The sequence below is a fragment of the Streptomyces ureilyticus genome (assembly GCF_011045025.1).
GTDB classification, from domain to species: domain Bacteria; phylum Actinomycetota; class Actinomycetes; order Streptomycetales; family Streptomycetaceae; genus Streptomyces; species Streptomyces ureilyticus.
The window spans coordinates 14,264-29,175 of sequence record NZ_JAAKZX010000122.1 but is presented as its reverse complement, the minus strand read 5'-3'; the positions used below and the strand labels follow the sequence as shown (position 1 = coordinate 29,175).

General features: G+C 69.1%; 12 protein-coding genes and 1 tRNA gene. 6 read left to right on the top strand and 7 right to left on the bottom strand.

Features of this window, described 5'->3' with window-relative positions; genetic code table 11:
- Positions 1-258 precede the first annotated feature (258 nt).
- Positions 259-1,548, top strand: coding sequence for an SAM-dependent methyltransferase (locus tag G6048_RS30555; RefSeq protein WP_165342840.1), 1,290 nt, complete (start codon positions 259-261; stop codon positions 1,546-1,548).
- A 52-nt stretch (positions 1,549-1,600) separates the two neighbouring features.
- Here the strand turns inward: G6048_RS30555 and G6048_RS30550 are convergent, their stop codons facing one another.
- Both G6048_RS30550 and G6048_RS30545 read right to left on the bottom strand, forming a co-directional pair.
- Positions 1,601-4,129 (bottom strand): ABC transporter permease, encoded by a 2,529-nt coding sequence (locus G6048_RS30550; protein ID WP_165342839.1) that lies wholly within the window; start codon positions 4,127-4,129, stop codon positions 1,601-1,603.
- Positions 4,130-4,430: 301 nt separating this feature from the next.
- Entirely contained in the window at positions 4,431-5,204 is a 774-nt protein-coding gene (locus tag G6048_RS30545) for an ABC transporter ATP-binding protein (RefSeq protein ID WP_165342838.1), read from the bottom strand.
- 406 nt (positions 5,205-5,610) lie between these two features.
- Between G6048_RS30545 and G6048_RS30540 the strand changes: the two genes are divergently transcribed.
- The 3 genes from G6048_RS30540 to G6048_RS30530 all read left to right on the top strand — a co-directional run bounded on the left by G6048_RS30540 (position 5,611) and on the right by G6048_RS30530 (position 8,161).
- A tRNA-Leu gene (locus G6048_RS30540) sits at positions 5,611-5,697 on the top strand.
- Positions 5,698-5,875: 178 nt separating this feature from the next.
- The gene (locus tag G6048_RS30535) at positions 5,876-7,051 is read left to right on the top strand and encodes a 4-hydroxybenzoate 3-monooxygenase (protein WP_165342837.1); all 1,176 of its coding nucleotides are present in this window, start codon (positions 5,876-5,878) and stop codon (positions 7,049-7,051) included.
- Positions 7,052-7,246: 195 nt separating this feature from the next.
- Positions 7,247-8,161, top strand: coding sequence for a Bax inhibitor-1/YccA family protein (locus G6048_RS30530; RefSeq protein WP_165342836.1), 915 nt, complete (start codon positions 7,247-7,249; stop codon positions 8,159-8,161).
- Between the two features lie 101 nt (positions 8,162-8,262).
- Here G6048_RS30530 and G6048_RS30525 read toward each other — a convergent pair whose 3' ends face one another.
- A complete protein-coding gene (locus G6048_RS30525) occupies positions 8,263-8,493 on the bottom strand; it encodes a DUF4287 domain-containing protein (protein ID WP_165342835.1) in 231 nt (76 codons plus the stop codon).
- Between the two features lie 102 nt (positions 8,494-8,595).
- Here G6048_RS30525 and G6048_RS30520 point away from each other — a divergent pair, with 102 nt between their 5' ends.
- Positions 8,596-8,907 carry a hypothetical protein gene (locus tag G6048_RS30520; RefSeq protein ID WP_328827414.1) on the top strand — a complete coding sequence of 104 codons (312 nt, stop codon included), beginning with the start codon at positions 8,596-8,598 and terminating at the stop codon, positions 8,905-8,907.
- 54 nt (positions 8,908-8,961) lie between these two features.
- Here G6048_RS30520 and G6048_RS30515 read toward each other — a convergent pair whose 3' ends face one another.
- The 3 genes from G6048_RS30515 to G6048_RS30505 all read right to left on the bottom strand — a co-directional run bounded on the left by G6048_RS30515 (position 8,962) and on the right by G6048_RS30505 (position 12,466).
- A complete protein-coding gene (locus G6048_RS30515) occupies positions 8,962-9,744 on the bottom strand; it encodes a hypothetical protein (RefSeq protein ID WP_165342842.1) in 783 nt (260 codons plus the stop codon).
- A 284-nt stretch (positions 9,745-10,028) separates the two neighbouring features.
- Entirely contained in the window at positions 10,029-11,249 is a 1,221-nt protein-coding gene (locus tag G6048_RS30510; protein WP_165342834.1) for an acetyl-CoA C-acetyltransferase, read from the bottom strand.
- 197 nt (positions 11,250-11,446) lie between these two features.
- Entirely contained in the window at positions 11,447-12,466 is a 1,020-nt protein-coding gene (locus G6048_RS30505) for an SGNH/GDSL hydrolase family protein (RefSeq protein WP_165342833.1), read from the bottom strand.
- Between the two features lie 146 nt (positions 12,467-12,612).
- On the opposite strand from G6048_RS30505, the gene G6048_RS30500 reads away from it, so the two are divergent.
- A complete protein-coding gene (locus tag G6048_RS30500) occupies positions 12,613-14,004 on the top strand; it encodes a cystathionine beta-synthase (protein ID WP_165342832.1) in 1,392 nt (463 codons plus the stop codon).
- A 396-nt stretch (positions 14,005-14,400) separates the two neighbouring features.
- Here G6048_RS30500 and G6048_RS30495 read toward each other — a convergent pair whose 3' ends face one another.
- A complete protein-coding gene (locus G6048_RS30495) occupies positions 14,401-14,829 on the bottom strand; it encodes a hypothetical protein (RefSeq protein WP_165342831.1) in 429 nt (142 codons plus the stop codon).
- Positions 14,830-14,912: the final 83 nt, after the last annotated feature.

The following is a 14,912-nucleotide window of genomic DNA, read 5'->3' as shown; positions in this document are numbered from 1 at the left end:
GCTGGGGGAGTTTGAGGACCGGGGGCCCGGGGGCTGGCCCCCGAATCGGGGTCCGGGGCGGAGCCCCGAAGGGGGTCTGGGGGCGTAGCCCTCAGCGGGGTCCAGGGGCGGAGCCCCTTGGTATGGGACGGGTAAGGGCGGCGGGGGCGGCCCACCTATTTTGCGCAGATGTAATGCTTTTGCGGGACTGCGCAAAGCCCGCCGCAGTGTTTACGTGGTGTCGGACTTTCGGGATCCATCATCACGGAGGTGTGCGCCATGCAGGACGCCGCACTGCGGCTCAAGACTCTCCTCGAACAGCTGCTGGGGGCCCCGCTCCCGGTGCGTCTGCGCGCCTGGGACGGTTCGGAAGCGGGTCCGCCGGGTGCCCCCGCCCTCGTCGTACGCAATCGCCGTGCCCTGCGCCGACTGCTGTGGAAGCCGGGAGAGTTGGGGCTCGCCCGGGCCTGGGTCGCCGGCGATCTGACCGTGGACGGCGATCTCTACACCGCCCTCGACCTGATCTCGGGGCACGTGTGGGAGCGCGGCGAGGACGCCAAGGGCCTCGGCGAGACGCTCCGCGATCCCGAGGCACGGGCCGCCGTACGCGGGCTCGTGAGGATGGCGTGGCCCCCGCTGCCGCCCGCCCCGCCCCCGGAGGAAGTGCGCCGCCGCTCCCATCTGCACACCAAGCGCACCGACAGACGAGCCATCAGCCACCACTACGACGTCGGCAACGACTTCTACGAGATCGTCCTCGGACCGTCCATGGTCTACTCGTGCGCGTACTGGCCCACCCCGGACGCCACCCTCGAGGACGCCCAGCGCGACAAGCTCGAACTCATCGCCCGCAAGCTGGACTTGAAGCCGGGCGGCCGGCTGCTCGACGTCGGCTGCGGCTGGGGCTCGATGGCCATCCACGCCGCTCGCGAGCACGGCGTGAGCGTCGTCGGCGTCACGCTGTCGCACGAGCAGGCCGCGTACGCCCGTAAGCGCGTCGCCGACGAAGGGCTCACCGACCGCGTCGAGATCCGCGTCCAGGACTACCGTGACGTCGCGGACGGTCCGTACGACGCGATCTCCTCCGTAGGCATGGCCGAACACGTCGGCAGCGAACGGTATCTGGAGTACGCGCGCACCCTGTTCGCCCTGCTCAAGCCGGGCGGTCGGCTCCTGAACCACCAGATCGGACGTCGTCCGCGGCGCGACGAATCGGCGTACGAGGTGGACGAGTTCATCGACGCGTACGTCTTCCCGGACGGCGAGCTCGCGCCCATCGGCAGCACCGTCACGCAGCTCGAGAGCGCCGGGTTCGAGGTGCGGGACGTCGAGTCGATCCGCGAGCACTACGCGCTCACCCTGCGCCACTGGGTCGCCAACCTGGAGGCCGACTGGCCGCTCGCGGTCCGCCTCACGAGCCCCGGCCGCGCCCGCGTCTGGCGCCTCTACATGGCCGCCTCCGCCGTCGCCTTCGAACGCAACCGCATCGGTGTGAACCAGGTCCTCGCCGTGCGAACCCCCGGATCAGGCGCGTCCGGGATGCCGCTGCGGGCGCGTACCTGGGGCTGACACGCCGAGGGCCCCGTTCCCTCCCGGGAACGGGGCCCTTGCGCGCGTACGGCTATTCCGTCTTGATCGCGTTCAGCATGTTCAGCCTCGCGGCGTTGCGGGCCGGCCACAGCGCGGCCAGGACGCCCACCAGACCGGCCAGCACCAGGAAGATCCCGATCCGGTCCCAGGGCACGACCAGCGCGTAGCCCGGGATCGCCTCCGCGATGGTCTCGCCGATCGCCCAGCCGAGGAACGAGCCGAGACCGATGCCGACCACCGCGCCGAACACCGAGATGACCACGGCCTCCAGCCGGACCATCCGCTTCACCCGGCGCCGGTCGAGACCGATCGCCCGCAGCATGCCGATCTCCTGCTGCCGTTCGAAGACCGACATCGCGAGGGTGTTGACCACGCCCAGCACCGCGATGATCAGGGCCATCGCCAGTAGGCCGTACATGATGTTCAGCATCGTGTTGATGGCGCCGCCGAACTCGTTGCGGATGTCCTGCTTGTCCATGACCGTCATCGCGGGGTTGTCGCCCAGCGCGTCGATGAGGACCTTCTCGTTCGCAGAGGTCTGGCCGCCGTCGACCTTCACGAAGATCTGCGGGATGTACGGCTTCACCTCGTGCGGGTTCACGATCTTGGTGTCGATGAGCACGGGGGAGAGGAACTCGCTGTCCTTGTAGACGGCGCCGACCGTCAGTGTGGCCTTCTTCTCGTCGGCGAAGGTGACGGAGAGGCTGTCGCCGGGCTTCCAGCCCTTGCTCTTGGCCGTCTTCTCCGCGACCGCGACCTGGCCCTTCGCGAGCGAGTCGACGTTGCCGGCGACGACGTCGACGTTCAGGACCTGCTCGATGTCGCCCGGTGTGACCGCCGAAGCGGACACGTAGTCGTCATCGACCTGGAAGTAGGCGTCCTGCTGCGGTGATACCGCGGATACGCCCTTGGCCTTCTCCAGAGCCGCCAGCGCGGACTGGTCGAGGTCCCCGCCGTTCGCCATCGAGACCATGTAGTCGGCCTTGATGTTGTCCGTGGTCATCTTGTCGATGGCCGTGCCGACCGTGATACCGATCACTGAAAGGCCGGTCACCAGCGTCAGTCCGATGGCCAGCGCGGAGGCGGTGGCTCCGGTACGGCGCGGATTGCGGACCGCGTTCTGGCCGGCCAGCTTGCCGGACACCCCGAACGGGCCGACCAGCAGCGGACGGACGAGCGCGATCACGGGCCGGGACAGCAGCGGGATCAGGATGATCACACCGACCAGCGCGAAGAACGCGCCCGCCCCGATGTACGTCCGGCCGTCGCCGCCGCCGGTCGAGGCACCCAGCACGATCCCGGCCGCGCCGAGGCCGGTGATGGCCGTACCGATGGAGTTGCGCACCACCAGCGATTTGGTGGTCGCCACCGCGTGGACGCTGCTCATGGCAGCCACCGGCGGGATCTTCGCGGCCCGACGGCCGGGCAGCCAGGCGGCGAACATCGTGATCAGCACACCGACACCGATCGCGGCGAGCACCGGTGTGGCGGACAGGATCAGCGGGCCGTCCGGAACCTTCATCTCGAACGCGGCCATTCCGGACCGCAGACCGACCGCGAGACCGATGCCCAGAGCGAAGCCGATCACCGAGGCGACCAGTCCCACCACCGCGGCCTCGGCGAGCACCGAGCGGGTGATCTGCTTGCGCGATGCGCCGACGGCGCGCATCAGGGCGATCTCCTTCGTGCGCTGGGCGACCAGCATCGTGAAGGTGTTGGAGATCAGGAAGATCCCGACGAACAGCGCGATGCCCGCGAAGCCGAGCAGGATCTGCTTGAGCGAGTCCAGACCCTGTTCGATGTTCTTGGCCTGCTCGTCCGCGAGCGCCTGGCCGGTCTGGGCCACGGCCGTGTCGGGCAGCAGCGGCTTGACCGCGTCCAGGATCTTCGCGTCGGACGCGCCGGCGGCGGTGACGGTGACGCTCTCGAAGTAGCCCGGCTTGAGGTACTGCTTCTGGGCGACCGCGGTGTCGAAGAGGACGAGGCTGCCGCCGGCGTTCACGGCGCCGTCCTCGGTGGTGAACACACCGCTGAGGGTGTACTCCTTCACCGGTCCGTTGGTCGCGACCCGCACTCGGTCGCCGACCTTGTACTCGCCCTTGGTCGCGGATTCCTCGTCCAGGGCGATCTGATCGTCCTTCACCGGGCCCGAGCCGTCGGTGAACGTGTAGGCCCTGTCCTTGCCGTCCTTGCCGGGGGCGAAGTTGGAGCCCTTGTTGGACCAGCCGACGCCGATCAGCTTCCCGTCGGGGTCGGCGACTCCGGCGAAGCCCTCGACTCGGCCGTCCACGCCGGCGACGCCGTCCACGGCGGAGATCTTGTCGAGGGTCTTACGGGAGAGGCCGGGTTCTTCCTTGGGGTCGTCCGGGTTGGCGTGCGAGGTGACGGAGACCGCGACGTTGTCGTAGCTCTTCGCCGACTGGTTGCGGAAGGCGTTGGAGAGGGTGTCGGCGAAGACCAGGGTGCCGGACACGAACGCCACGCCGAGCATCACGGCGAGCACGGTCATCAACAACCTGGCTTTGTGCGCGAGCACGTTGCGCAAGGCAGTACGGAACATGGTGTCTTCTCAGTCCAGGAGAGGGGAGGGAGAACAGGCTGGTGGGCGACTAGGGCCGTATGCCGGTGGCCAACCGCGGGCAGAGCGCGCCCTTTCCAGCGGGCGCCAAGGGGAGCGCCCCTTCAAGGGCGCGGGGCTGTATCGATGTGCGGCTCCGCCGCGATGGGGGTCCCCCGCTCGAGCGAAGCCGAGAGTGGGGGAGCAGCCGCGAGTGGGGGAGCGACCAGCCCCCACCGGGCCGCACCCGAGACACGACCCGGGGGCTTGGGGTGCAGCCCCAACTACCGCACAACCAGCAGCGTCAGCTGGTGCGGCCCTTGGCATCGAACTGCTTCATCCGGTCCAGCACCGAATCCGCCGTAGGCCCATACACCTCATCGACGATCCGCCCGTCCGCGAGGAACACGACCCGGTCGGCGTACGCCGCGGCCACCGGGTCATGGGTGACCATCACCACGGTCTGCCCCAACTCCCGTACGGAGTTCCGCAGGAACCCGAGCACCTCCGCCCCCGACCGCGAGTCAAGGTTCCCGGTCGGCTCGTCGCCGAAGATGATCTCCGGCTTGGAGGCGAGCGCCCGAGCCACGGCGACCCGCTGCTGCTGGCCGCCGGACAGTTGGGTGGGCCGGTGGGAGAGACGGTCGGCAAGCCCCACCATCCCGATCACCGAGTTCAGCCACTGCTTGTCGGCCTTGCGGCCCGCGATGTCCATCGGAAGGGTGATGTTCTCCAGAGCCGTCAACGTCGGCAGCAGGTTGAACGCCTGGAAGATGAACCCGATCTTGTCCCGCCGAAGCTTCGTCAGCTGCTTGTCCTTGAGAGAGCCGAGCTCCGTGTCACCGATCCGCACGGAGCCGGACGAGAACGAGTCCAGGCCCGCCACACAATGCATCAGCGTGGACTTGCCGGACCCGGAAGGACCCATGATCGCGGTGAGTTCGGCCTGCCGGAAGTCGACGGAGACCCGGTCCAGGGCGACCACCTGGGTCTCGCCCTGTCCGTAGACCTTCGACAAATCCGAGGCGCGCGCGGCCACGGCGGTGGCGGGTCCGGCGAAGGGAGTGGTGGTGGTCACGGGTCAGTGCTCCTGTCGGTACGACGACGGGTGGGGAACGTGGCTTCCATCGTCGTGGCCGATCACCGCCGTGTAGTCACCCGCTGTTCCAGTTCTGAAGGGAGACTTCGGTCGGACCGTACGCACCCGTGTCATACCTGGGGATGACCCCTGCCCCTGACAGCGCCCCGGCCGGGGCATCGGTGACGGTTCGTCGGATGACCCTCGTTCGGGCGGTGAATTCACGTCATTCCCCGTGTGCCGCGGGGGCCCTGTGAAAGGGCTCGTGGCAAGTGCCGATCGCCCGTACGGTGGGCTGATGCACCCTCAGACGTCAATAAAATAAGACAACATCGAGCCGACCGTCCGCTGTTCGGGCGATGCGCCCCGATAGGCTCGGAACCTCAAAATGCGGAGCCAATGGCCTGCCCGGATGGTGGAATGCAGACACGGCGAGCTTAGACCTCGCTGCCCCTACGCGGGCGTGCCGGTTCAAGTCCGGCTCCGGGCACCACCGACCCTCCCGCGGGCCCGCGTTTCCCTGCATCGTGCATTGAAGACTTCACACCACGCACCCGTTGACAGCGGCCGTACGCCGTCGGAGACTCACGTTCAGAAGAATAGTGAAATAAATTTCACTATGCGAACAACACACTAACACCACCGCACGAACAGCGCGAAGGGGCGTGCCGATGCGTACCACCGTCGGGATCATCGGGGCCGGACCGGCCGGACTGCTGCTGGCGCGGCTGCTGCACAACGCGGGGATCGACTCGGTCGTCCTGGAGAGCCGCGACCGCGCGTATGTCGAGCACCGCCAGCGGGCCGGAATCCTGGAGCAGGGCACGGTCGACGTGCTGCGCGCGGCCGGCGCCGGTGAGCGCATGGACCGCGAGGGGCTGCGGCACGACGGGATCGAGCTGCGGTTCGCGAAGAGGCGCCACCGTGTCGACTTCCCCGGGCTCACGGGCGGCCGGTCGGTGATGGTGTACGCGCAGACGGAGGTCTGCAAGGACCTCATCGCCCTCCAGCTCAAGGAGGGCGGCCCGCTGTTGTTCGAGGCGGAGGCGCTGGCCGTGGAGGGGGCGGACAGCGAAAGCCCGCGCGTGCGCTTCCGGCACGAAGGGCGCGAGGACGTCCTGGAGTGCGACTACGTCGTCGGCTGCGACGGCTTCTGGGGCGTGGCTCGCAAGGCGATCCCCGAGGAGCTCACGCAGGTCTTCGAGCGGACGTACCCCTTCGGCTGGCTCGGCATCCTCGCCGACGTACCGCCCTCGCACGACGAACTCGTCTACGCCCACCACGACCGCGGCTTCGCCCTGCTGAGCATGCGCTCCCCACAGGTCTCCCGCCTCTACCTCCAAGTGCCCGAGGGTACGGAAGCCGAGGAGTGGGGCGACGAGGCGATCTGGGACGAGCTGGAGCGCCGCTTCGAGACGGCCGACGACTGGAAGCTCGAGCGGGGCCCGATCACGCAGAAGTCCGTGACGCCGATGCGCTCCTACGTCCACGAGCCGATGCGCCACGGACGGCTCTTCCTCGCCGGGGACGCCGCCCACATCGTGCCGCCCACGGGAGCGAAGGGCCTGAACCTCGCCGTCGGCGACGTCGTCACCTTCGCGCGGGCGCTCGTCCACCTGGAGGAGACGGGTTCGGCCGAGCGCCTCGACGCCTACTCCGAGACCTGTCTGCGCCGCGTCTGGCAGGCCGAGCGCTTCTCGTACGCCATGACGACCCTGCTGCACCGCATGCCCGACGCGACCCCCTTCGAGGACCGCATCCAGCTCGCCCGCCTCGACCGGATCACCGCCGCTCGCTCGGCCGAACAGGACCTCGCCGAGTCCTACACGGGCTTCCCGCTGGAGTGACCCGGTCGCCGCACCACGATCGAGGGAACCGGAAGAGGCCGTACCGGCGTTGTAACGGTGCCGGGAATGCTGGATTGAACACTGGCGTTCCCGGTCACAACAGAGGAAAGATCCTCCCCAAGCACTAGAGGCATTCCTTTGCCTACCCATTACTCTTGAGCCCAGAGCCACGCAGGGTGGCCATGGAGGAGTGAAATGAGGAGCAGCAACCCGGTCTTCTCGCGACGGGGGTTCAGCCGCGACAACGGCTATGCGGGCTTCAACGCCCAGCCGCAGGCCGGGGGCCCCGCTGTCGGTACGCAGGGGAACCCGTACGCACAGGGCTCTCCGCACGCCCCGCAGGGCGGCAACCCGTACGCGCAGAATCCGTACGCCCAGAACCCCTACGCCCCGCAGGACGTCCAGCACGGCGCCCCGCCGCAGGCCCCGCCCGCCGCCGACCGCATGACGATGGACGACGTGGTCGCCCGTTCGGCCATGACGCTCGGCACGGTCGTCGTCGGCGCGGTGCTCGCCTGGGCCCTGCTGCCGGTCTCGCCGAGCAGCTGGGGCCTGGCCATCGGCGCCGCGCTCATCGCGATGGTGCTGGCCCTGGTCCAGGTGTTCAAGCGCAAGGCCTCGCCCGCGCTGATCCTGGGATACGCCGCCTTCGAGGGCGTCTTCCTCGGCGTGATCAGCGAGATGTTCAACAGCCGCTGGTCGGGCGCGCCCTTCCAGGCGGTGCTCGGCACCATGGCGATCGCCGGCGCCACCCTTCTCGTCTACCGAGCGGGCTGGATCCGCGTGACCGCCAGGTACGCGCGCATCGGCATGACGATCGCCATCGGCTTCGTGCTCATCATGGCGGTCAACCTGTTGCTGGTCGTGTTCGGCATCGCGCCGGACGGCGGACTGCGGAGCATGGGCCCGCTGGGCGCGATCGTCGGCATCCTGGCGCTCGTCCTGGGCGCGTTCTTCCTGACGCTCGACTTCAAGCAGATCGAGGACGGCGTCGCCTACGGTGCTCCGCGCCAGGAGTCCTGGCTGGCCGCCTTCGGCCTGACCATGACCCTCGTGTGGATCTACATCGAGATGCTGCGCCTGGTCGCCATCTTCAGCGGCGACGACTAGCAGGGCCGTGCCGTCCGGACCACCACCGGGCGATAGCGGCTGAAGGGCCCGTGAACCTCCGGTTCACGGGCCCTTCGTCGTTGTTCTCCCTGGTGCGCGCCTCAAAGCAGTTTGCGCGCGGCCCTCCTCAGGTCGTACTCGTGAATGATCGCTTTGGCGTGGCCGTATGCGAGGTCGTGCTCGGCACGGAGCCAGCTGACCTTCTCCTCGAAGCGGAAGAGAGCGGGGCCTTCGTCGACGGTGCGCAGCCAGTCGGACACTTCACGACCGGTGCAATGGGGGATGCGGGCGAGCATGTTGCGGTGGGTCTCCTCGGAGAAGACTTGGGACATCGGCGCCTCCGGACGCATGGGATGTAAGCCGGTCCTTCAAGTCACGGTGCCTGAGCGTTCGCGTGTTGGCAACAGTCCGGTTAAGGCGCGTAGTCTCGCGGCGTGCTGGATACCACCCCCCTGACCCAAGCCGTGGACCATTTCGCCGACCGGCTGCGGGCCGCTCCGCAGAGCCGGCTCCAGAGGGGCGCGGCGGCCGAAGCGCTGGGCCTGGCAAGGGAATTGGCACTACGTGCCCAGCGGCTCGAGGACCCTCAGGGGCCGCTGCGGGAGATGCCCGACGCGGGGATGTTCGCCGCGGCCGACCAGATCATGGTCGCCGGGCACGATCTGGCCGTCGTACTGGGATCCGAGGAGGAGCTCGCGGAGGCGTTGCGGCTCGTCGAGGAGGCGCAGAAACGCGCCGGGGTGTAGTTATCCGCTCCCGGCGCGTGTGGGTCTCGTGGGGCTCACAGACCCTTACAGCGACTACAGCGACGCTATGACCCGGTCCGCGAGTATGTAGACGTTCTCTTCCCCGCAGGCGAAGGTCAGCGCGTACGCCCCCGAAATCCCCGAGCCGCCGAGGAGGACCGGAGTCTCGCCGTCCTGGAGGGCGGCGGCCAGCTGCTCGGAGGTCTCGCGGTGGCCGGGGGTCATGCAGAGCGTGGTGCCGTTGGCGAAGACGTAGACGTCGAGGGTGCCCAGCGGACCGGGGCGGACGTCGGTCAGTTCCGTACGGGACTCCGCCAGGTCCTCCAGGCAGGCGACCGTACGCTCGTGATCGTTCACGACCGGCGACTGGACCGGTACGAAGTCGGGGTGCGAGGGGTGGCGGCGGCGGGCCGCGGCCAGCTCGGGGGAGTCCGCGGCGAGCTCCTCGGTCTCGGCGCCGGGCTCCGTCACCGACTCCAGGTGGTCCAGGCCCGCGAAGTCCGACTGCCGGGGCAGGAACAGTTCGCTGTCCGGCAGGCCGAGCAGCGTGGGCGCGTCAGAGGCGTCACGCGCCTCCTGGGCGGCCCAGAACGCCCGCGCCTCGGCCAGCTCCCGCTCCCGCTCCTCCGCGAGCGCCTCGGTGACGGCAGCGCGTATCTCGTCCGTGTCCGCGGCCGAGCGGGCCGCGGGCACCACGGCACGCGGGCCCGTCACACGGCTCGCGGTGAGCTCCGTGTGCAGGGACGCGAGCTGCCGGCGCAGCCCGAGTACGGCGCGCAGGGTGGCGACGCCCACGGCCAGGGCGGCGGCCGCGGTGAGCAGTAGGGCAAGAGGGATGGCGCTCACTGACGTACTCCCGGTTCAAAGTCGACCCCCGACTTCCTACATCAGCTTGAAGGGCGGACTATCCACCTGTCAGTGCGTAACGTCACGAAAAGGACAGGACATTCAGCCCCGAGTTCCCCAGAGGAACGCTCTGACCTGCGTGAATCCTGCCCCCAGGGGAGATAGGTCACATCCTGGGGGAGATTGGATCACAAAACGGCCCAGAGCCCCGGGGGTAACTGGGTTCTGGGCCGCTTCGGTCATGCCGGGTTCACCTGCTGCTACCCGTACGTGCTTCAGCTGAGGCGCTCGATGACCATCGCCATGCCCTGGCCGCCGCCGACGCACATCGTCTCCAGACCGAACTGCTTGTCGTGGAACTGGAGGGAGTTGATGAGCGTGGCGGTGATCCGGGCGCCGGTCATGCCGAAGGGGTGGCCGACCGCGATCGCGCCGCCGTTGACGTTCAGCTTGTCGAGCGGGATGTTCAGGTCGCGGTAGCTCGGGATGACCTGGGCGGCGAAGGCCTCGTTGATCTCGACCAGGTCGATGTCGTCGATGGTCAGCCCCGCGCGGGCGAGTGCCTGCTTGCTGGCCTCCACCGGGCCGTACCCCATGATCTCGGGAGACAGGCCCGTCACACCCGTGGAGACGATCCGGGCGAGCGGGGTCAGGCCCAGCTCACGGGCCTTGGTGTCGCTCATGATGACCAGGGCGGCGGCGCCGTCGTTGAGCGGGCAGCAGTTGCCGGCGGTCACGAGCCCGTCCGGCCGGAAGACCGGCTTCAGCCCCTGAACGCCCTCCACCGTGACCCCCGCACGAGGACCGTCGTCCTTCCCGACGACCGTGCCGTCCGGGGTGGTGACCGGGGTGATCTCCCGCTCCCAGAAGCCGTTCTTGATGGCCTCCTCGGCGAGGTTCTGCGAACGGACGCCGAACTCGTCCATGTCCTGGCGGGTGACGCCCTTCAGGCGGGCCAGGTTCTCGGCAGTCTGGCCCATAGCGATGTACGGGTCGGGGGCGAGGCCGTCTTCCCGAGGGTCGTGCCAGTCGGCGCCCTCGCTCTGCGCGACCTCGGCGGTACGGGCCTCGGCGTCGGCGAACAGGGGATTGTGCGTGTCGGGCATCCCGTCGCTCGAGCCCTTCACGCTCCGGCTGACCATCTCCACGCCCGCCGAGATGAACACGTCGCCCTCGCCCGCCTTGATGGCGTGCAGGGCCATGCGGCTGGTCTGGAGCGAGGAGGAACAGTAACGGGTGATGGTGCAGCCCGGCAGGTGGTCCATCCCCATCTGTACGGCCACGATGCGGGCGAGGTTGTGGCCCTGCTCGCCGCCGGGGAGGCCGCAGCCGAGCATCAGGTCGTCGATGTCCTTCGGGTCCAGCGCCGGCACCTTGGCCAGCGCGGCCTCGATGATCGTGGCGGTCAGGTCGTCCGGGCGCAGGTCCTTCAGCGAGCCCTTGAAGGCGCGGCCGATCGGTGAGCGGGCGGCTGAGACGATCACGGCTTCGGGCATTACGGCTCCATTGGAAAAAGGGGCGGCGCGTAGCGCCTCGTTGAGGGGCGGTGGTCGGGTGGCGGGTGGGAGTACGAGTGTGACTGGACAAGCCTGTCAGGGAAGTTACCCGCACGTACCGTCAAGGTCACGCGTGTAGCCGTGTGACCCCGACCGCTTTTTACTAAGCGCTCGCTTGGCGCTCCGCCGGGTGTTACTCAACCGCCGGAGGCAGGCGCAGGATCCGTCGCAGGCACCCGGCGCCGCCGCCGGCGCTTCAGCAGGACCCAAGGCCCACGCGGCCCCGTCGGCACCGCCGCCGCAACCTCCGTACCGGCCTCGGAGGCCGCCTCCGCGGCGGCCCGGGCCACCGGCAGGAAGCCCTCGCGGCGGGACGCGTCCGGGCGCTCCTCCTCCGCGGGCCACAAGCCCAGCGCAGCGCACACCGTGGGGAGTACCGCCATCGCGGCCGTCGCGTAACCCTCCGCCGAGGGGTGATAGTTGTCAGGACCGAACAACTCACGCGGATTGGCGGCGAATTCCGGCCCCAGCAGGTCCCCCAGAGACACCGTCCGCCCACCCTGCTCCACCGTGCCGATCGTCTGCGCCGCCGCCAGCTGCCGGGACGCACGCCGGGCCAGCCACCGCAGCGGCTGCTGCACGGGCTCGATGGTGCCGAGGTCGGGACAGGTACCGACCACGACCTCGGCACCGGCCGTACAGAGCGCACGCACCGCCGCGGACAGATGCCGAACCGACTGCGTCGCGGGCATACGGCGCGTCACATCGTTCGCGCCGACCATGATCACGCATACGTCGGGGACCCGAACCGGGTCCCCGAGAGCCAGGACGACCTGGCGGTCCAGGTCGTCCGACTGAGCGCCCGGCAACGCCACGTTCCGCAACTCCACAGGCCGTTCCGCCACCGCGGCGAGCCCCGAGGCCAGCAGCGCCCCCGGCGTCTGACGGGCCCGGTGCACACCCTGCCCCGCGGCCGTGGAATCCCCGAGCATGGTCAGCCGCAAAGGGCGACCGGCACCGGCGTACGCCCGCCCGTACAGCCCGTCCGCGCTGGGCGGATGCGGACTGTGCCCGTTCCCCACCTGCCGCTTCGCCAACTGCACCTCGGCCAGCACCAAGCCGATCGTCGCCGCGCCCAGCAGCCCGATCCCACCGCCGCCGAACGCCGCGCCCGCCGCGATCCGCCGTGCCACCCTCGCCCTCGACAAGCTCGACATGCGAAGCCGCCACCTCCTCAAACCCGTACATCCTCTGCTTGCCCCGTGGAGGCTGTCGGCCAATCTCAACACAGCGTGAACGCCCAGTAGGGGGCTTACTCTGACGGAACCACCCCGACCACTTCTTTTAAGCTCCGGAGACAACGGTGCAATTCCACGACTCGATGATCAGTCTCGTCGGCAACACCCCGCTGGTGAGGCTCAACAGCGTGACCGCCGGCATCCAGGCGACCGTCCTCGCGAAGGTCGAGTACTTCAACCCCGGCGGCTCCGTGAAGGACCGCATCGCCCTGCGCATGATCGAGGCCGCGGAGGAGAGCGGAGCCCTGAAGCCCGGGGGCACGATCGTCGAACCGACCAGTGGCAACACGGGCGTCGGGCTCGCCATCGTGGCGCAGCAGAAGGGGTACAAGTGCATCTTCGTGTGCCCCGACAAGGTGTCCACCGACAAGATCAATGTGCTGCGCGCGTACGGCGCCGAGGTCGTCGTATGCCCGACCGCCGTGGACCCCGAGCACCCGGACTCGTACTACAACGTCTCCGACCGGCTGGTCCGGGAGACTCCCGGAGCCTGGAAGCCGGACCAGTACTCCAACCCGAACAACCCCCTCTCGCACTATCACTCCACCGGCCCCGAGCTGTGGGAGCAGACGGAGGGGCGGATCACGCACTTCGTCACCGGGGTCGGGACGGGCGGCACCATCTCCGGTACGGGGCGGTATCTGAAGGACGCTAGCGACGGCAGGGTCCAGGTCATCGGCGCCGACCCGGAAGGGTCCGTGTACTCCGGCGGATCCGGGCGGCCGTATCTCGTGGAGGGCGTGGGCGAGGACTTCTGGCCCACCGCCTACGACCGGACTGTCGCGGACGAGATCGTCGCCGTGTCCGACAAGGACTCCTTCCAGATGACGCGACGGCTCGCGAAGGAGGAGGGCCTGCTCGTCGGCGGGTCCTGCGGGATGGCCGTCGTGGCGGCGCTGGAGGTGGCCGCGCGGCTCGGGCCCGATGATGTGGTGGTCGTGCTGCTGCCGGACAGTGGGCGCGGGTACCTTAGTAAAATTTTCAACGATGAATGGATGGCCGACTACGGCTTCCTGGAGGACAGCGGGCCGAGCGCGCGTGTCGGCGATGTGCTCAGCGACAAGGCGGGCGGGACCATCCCCTCCCTCGTCCACATGCATCCGGACGAGACGGTCGGGGACGCGATCGAGGTGCTGCGCGAGTACGGGGTCTCGCAGATGCCGGTCGTCAAGCCGGGCGCCGGACACCCGGACGTGATGGCCGCCGAGGTCGTCGGCTCGGTCGTCGAACGGGAGCTGCTGGGCGCCCTGTTCAGCAAGTCCGCCTCCCTCGAGGACCCGCTGGAGAAGCACATGTCGGCGCCGCTGCCGCAGGTCGGCTCAGGTGAGCCGGTGGCCGACCTGATGTCCGTCCTCGGGGCGGCCGACGCGGCCATCGTGCTGGTCGAGGGCAAGCCGACCGGGGTCGTCAGCCGCCAGGACCTGTTGTCCTTCCTGGCAAAAAGCAACCGGCAGTAGGAATTCCGGTGAACTGCGCGTGCCGGAGGGGAACTTCCGGCACGCGTGACCCGTGCGGAACTTCGCGGAAGTGGTACGAGCGCGTCACGTCCGCGCAGCACCGGCTTAACACGGGTCCGGCACAGTTCTGGGTGTCGGCAAGGGCGGGAGCGGCTCCCCGCTCGGGCCGACGCCGAACGGCGCCAAGGACCTCCGGAGCGGCTCCCGGACCTCCATGGACGCCAGGACGCGTAAGCCCGGCCCTGACCCGGCCCGCGTCCCTCGCGGGGACCGCCGTCGTCCCGCCCCCCGTTCACGGGGGTGCGGCGGTCCCCGCGAATAGCTTTTCTACGCGCGCAACTCCCCGTACGACGAGGGAGTCACCCCCGAGCGCCCCCCTCGTGCACGGCAGGGAAGTCAGTCTTCCCAGTCAGAGTCCGACTTCTTCCCGCCGCGGCCGAACAGCGGGGTGTGGCGGGCCACTTGGACCGCGTTGACCCCGACGATGCCCGTCCAGGCGATGAGGAGGCCGGGCAGGTCCGCGACTCCTCCGCCGATCGCGGACAGGGGGACCGCGAGGACCAGGGAGACGATCCCGAAGCCGAAGCGCTCGCCCCAGGAGTCGTTGGACTGCGGGGAACGTGCGCCCCGGGCCACCACCATCTGCTGTTCCGCGAGCTGTCGTCGTACCCGGCGCTCGATGGCGCCGTCCATGCGCTGCTCGACCTTCTCCAGGAAGGAGTCGACCAGCGCCGAGTCGTACTCGTCGCCCAGTTCCCTGCGTGCGTGCAGGGTGGCGTCGAGTTCCTTTTTGAGTTCGGCGTCGCGGGCATCCATACCGGTCATGTGTTTCACCGTAAGGAGCCCGGGCCCGCTTGGCACTGGGGTTAGCCCCCCTGTCCGCGCTGGGCCGTGCCCCCGGCCGCAAC

Bases quoted from the DNA above. Each gene is read 5' to 3' on its own strand.
- G6048_RS30530 (WP_165342836.1), top strand. From the start codon at position 7,247: ATGAGGAGCAGCAACCCGGTCTTCTCGCGACGGGGGTTCAGCCGCGAC.
- G6048_RS30550 (WP_165342839.1), bottom strand. From the start codon at position 4,129: ATGTTCCGTACTGCCTTGCGCAACGTGCTCGCGCACAAAGCCAGGTTG.
- G6048_RS30525 (WP_165342835.1), bottom strand. From the start codon at position 8,493: ATGTCCCAAGTCTTCTCCGAGGAGACCCACCGCAACATGCTCGCCCGC.
- G6048_RS30510 (WP_165342834.1), bottom strand. From the start codon at position 11,249: ATGCCCGAAGCCGTGATCGTCTCAGCCGCCCGCTCACCGATCGGCCGC.
- G6048_RS30505 (WP_165342833.1), bottom strand. From the start codon at position 12,466: ATGTCGAGCTTGTCGAGGGCGAGGGTGGCACGGCGGATCGCGGCGGGC.
- G6048_RS30495 (WP_165342831.1), bottom strand. From the start codon at position 14,829: ATGACCGGTATGGATGCCCGCGACGCCGAACTCAAAAAGGAACTCGAC.
- G6048_RS30535 (WP_165342837.1), top strand. From the start codon at position 5,876: ATGCGTACCACCGTCGGGATCATCGGGGCCGGACCGGCCGGACTGCTG.
- G6048_RS30555 (WP_165342840.1), top strand. From the start codon at position 259: ATGCAGGACGCCGCACTGCGGCTCAAGACTCTCCTCGAACAGCTGCTG.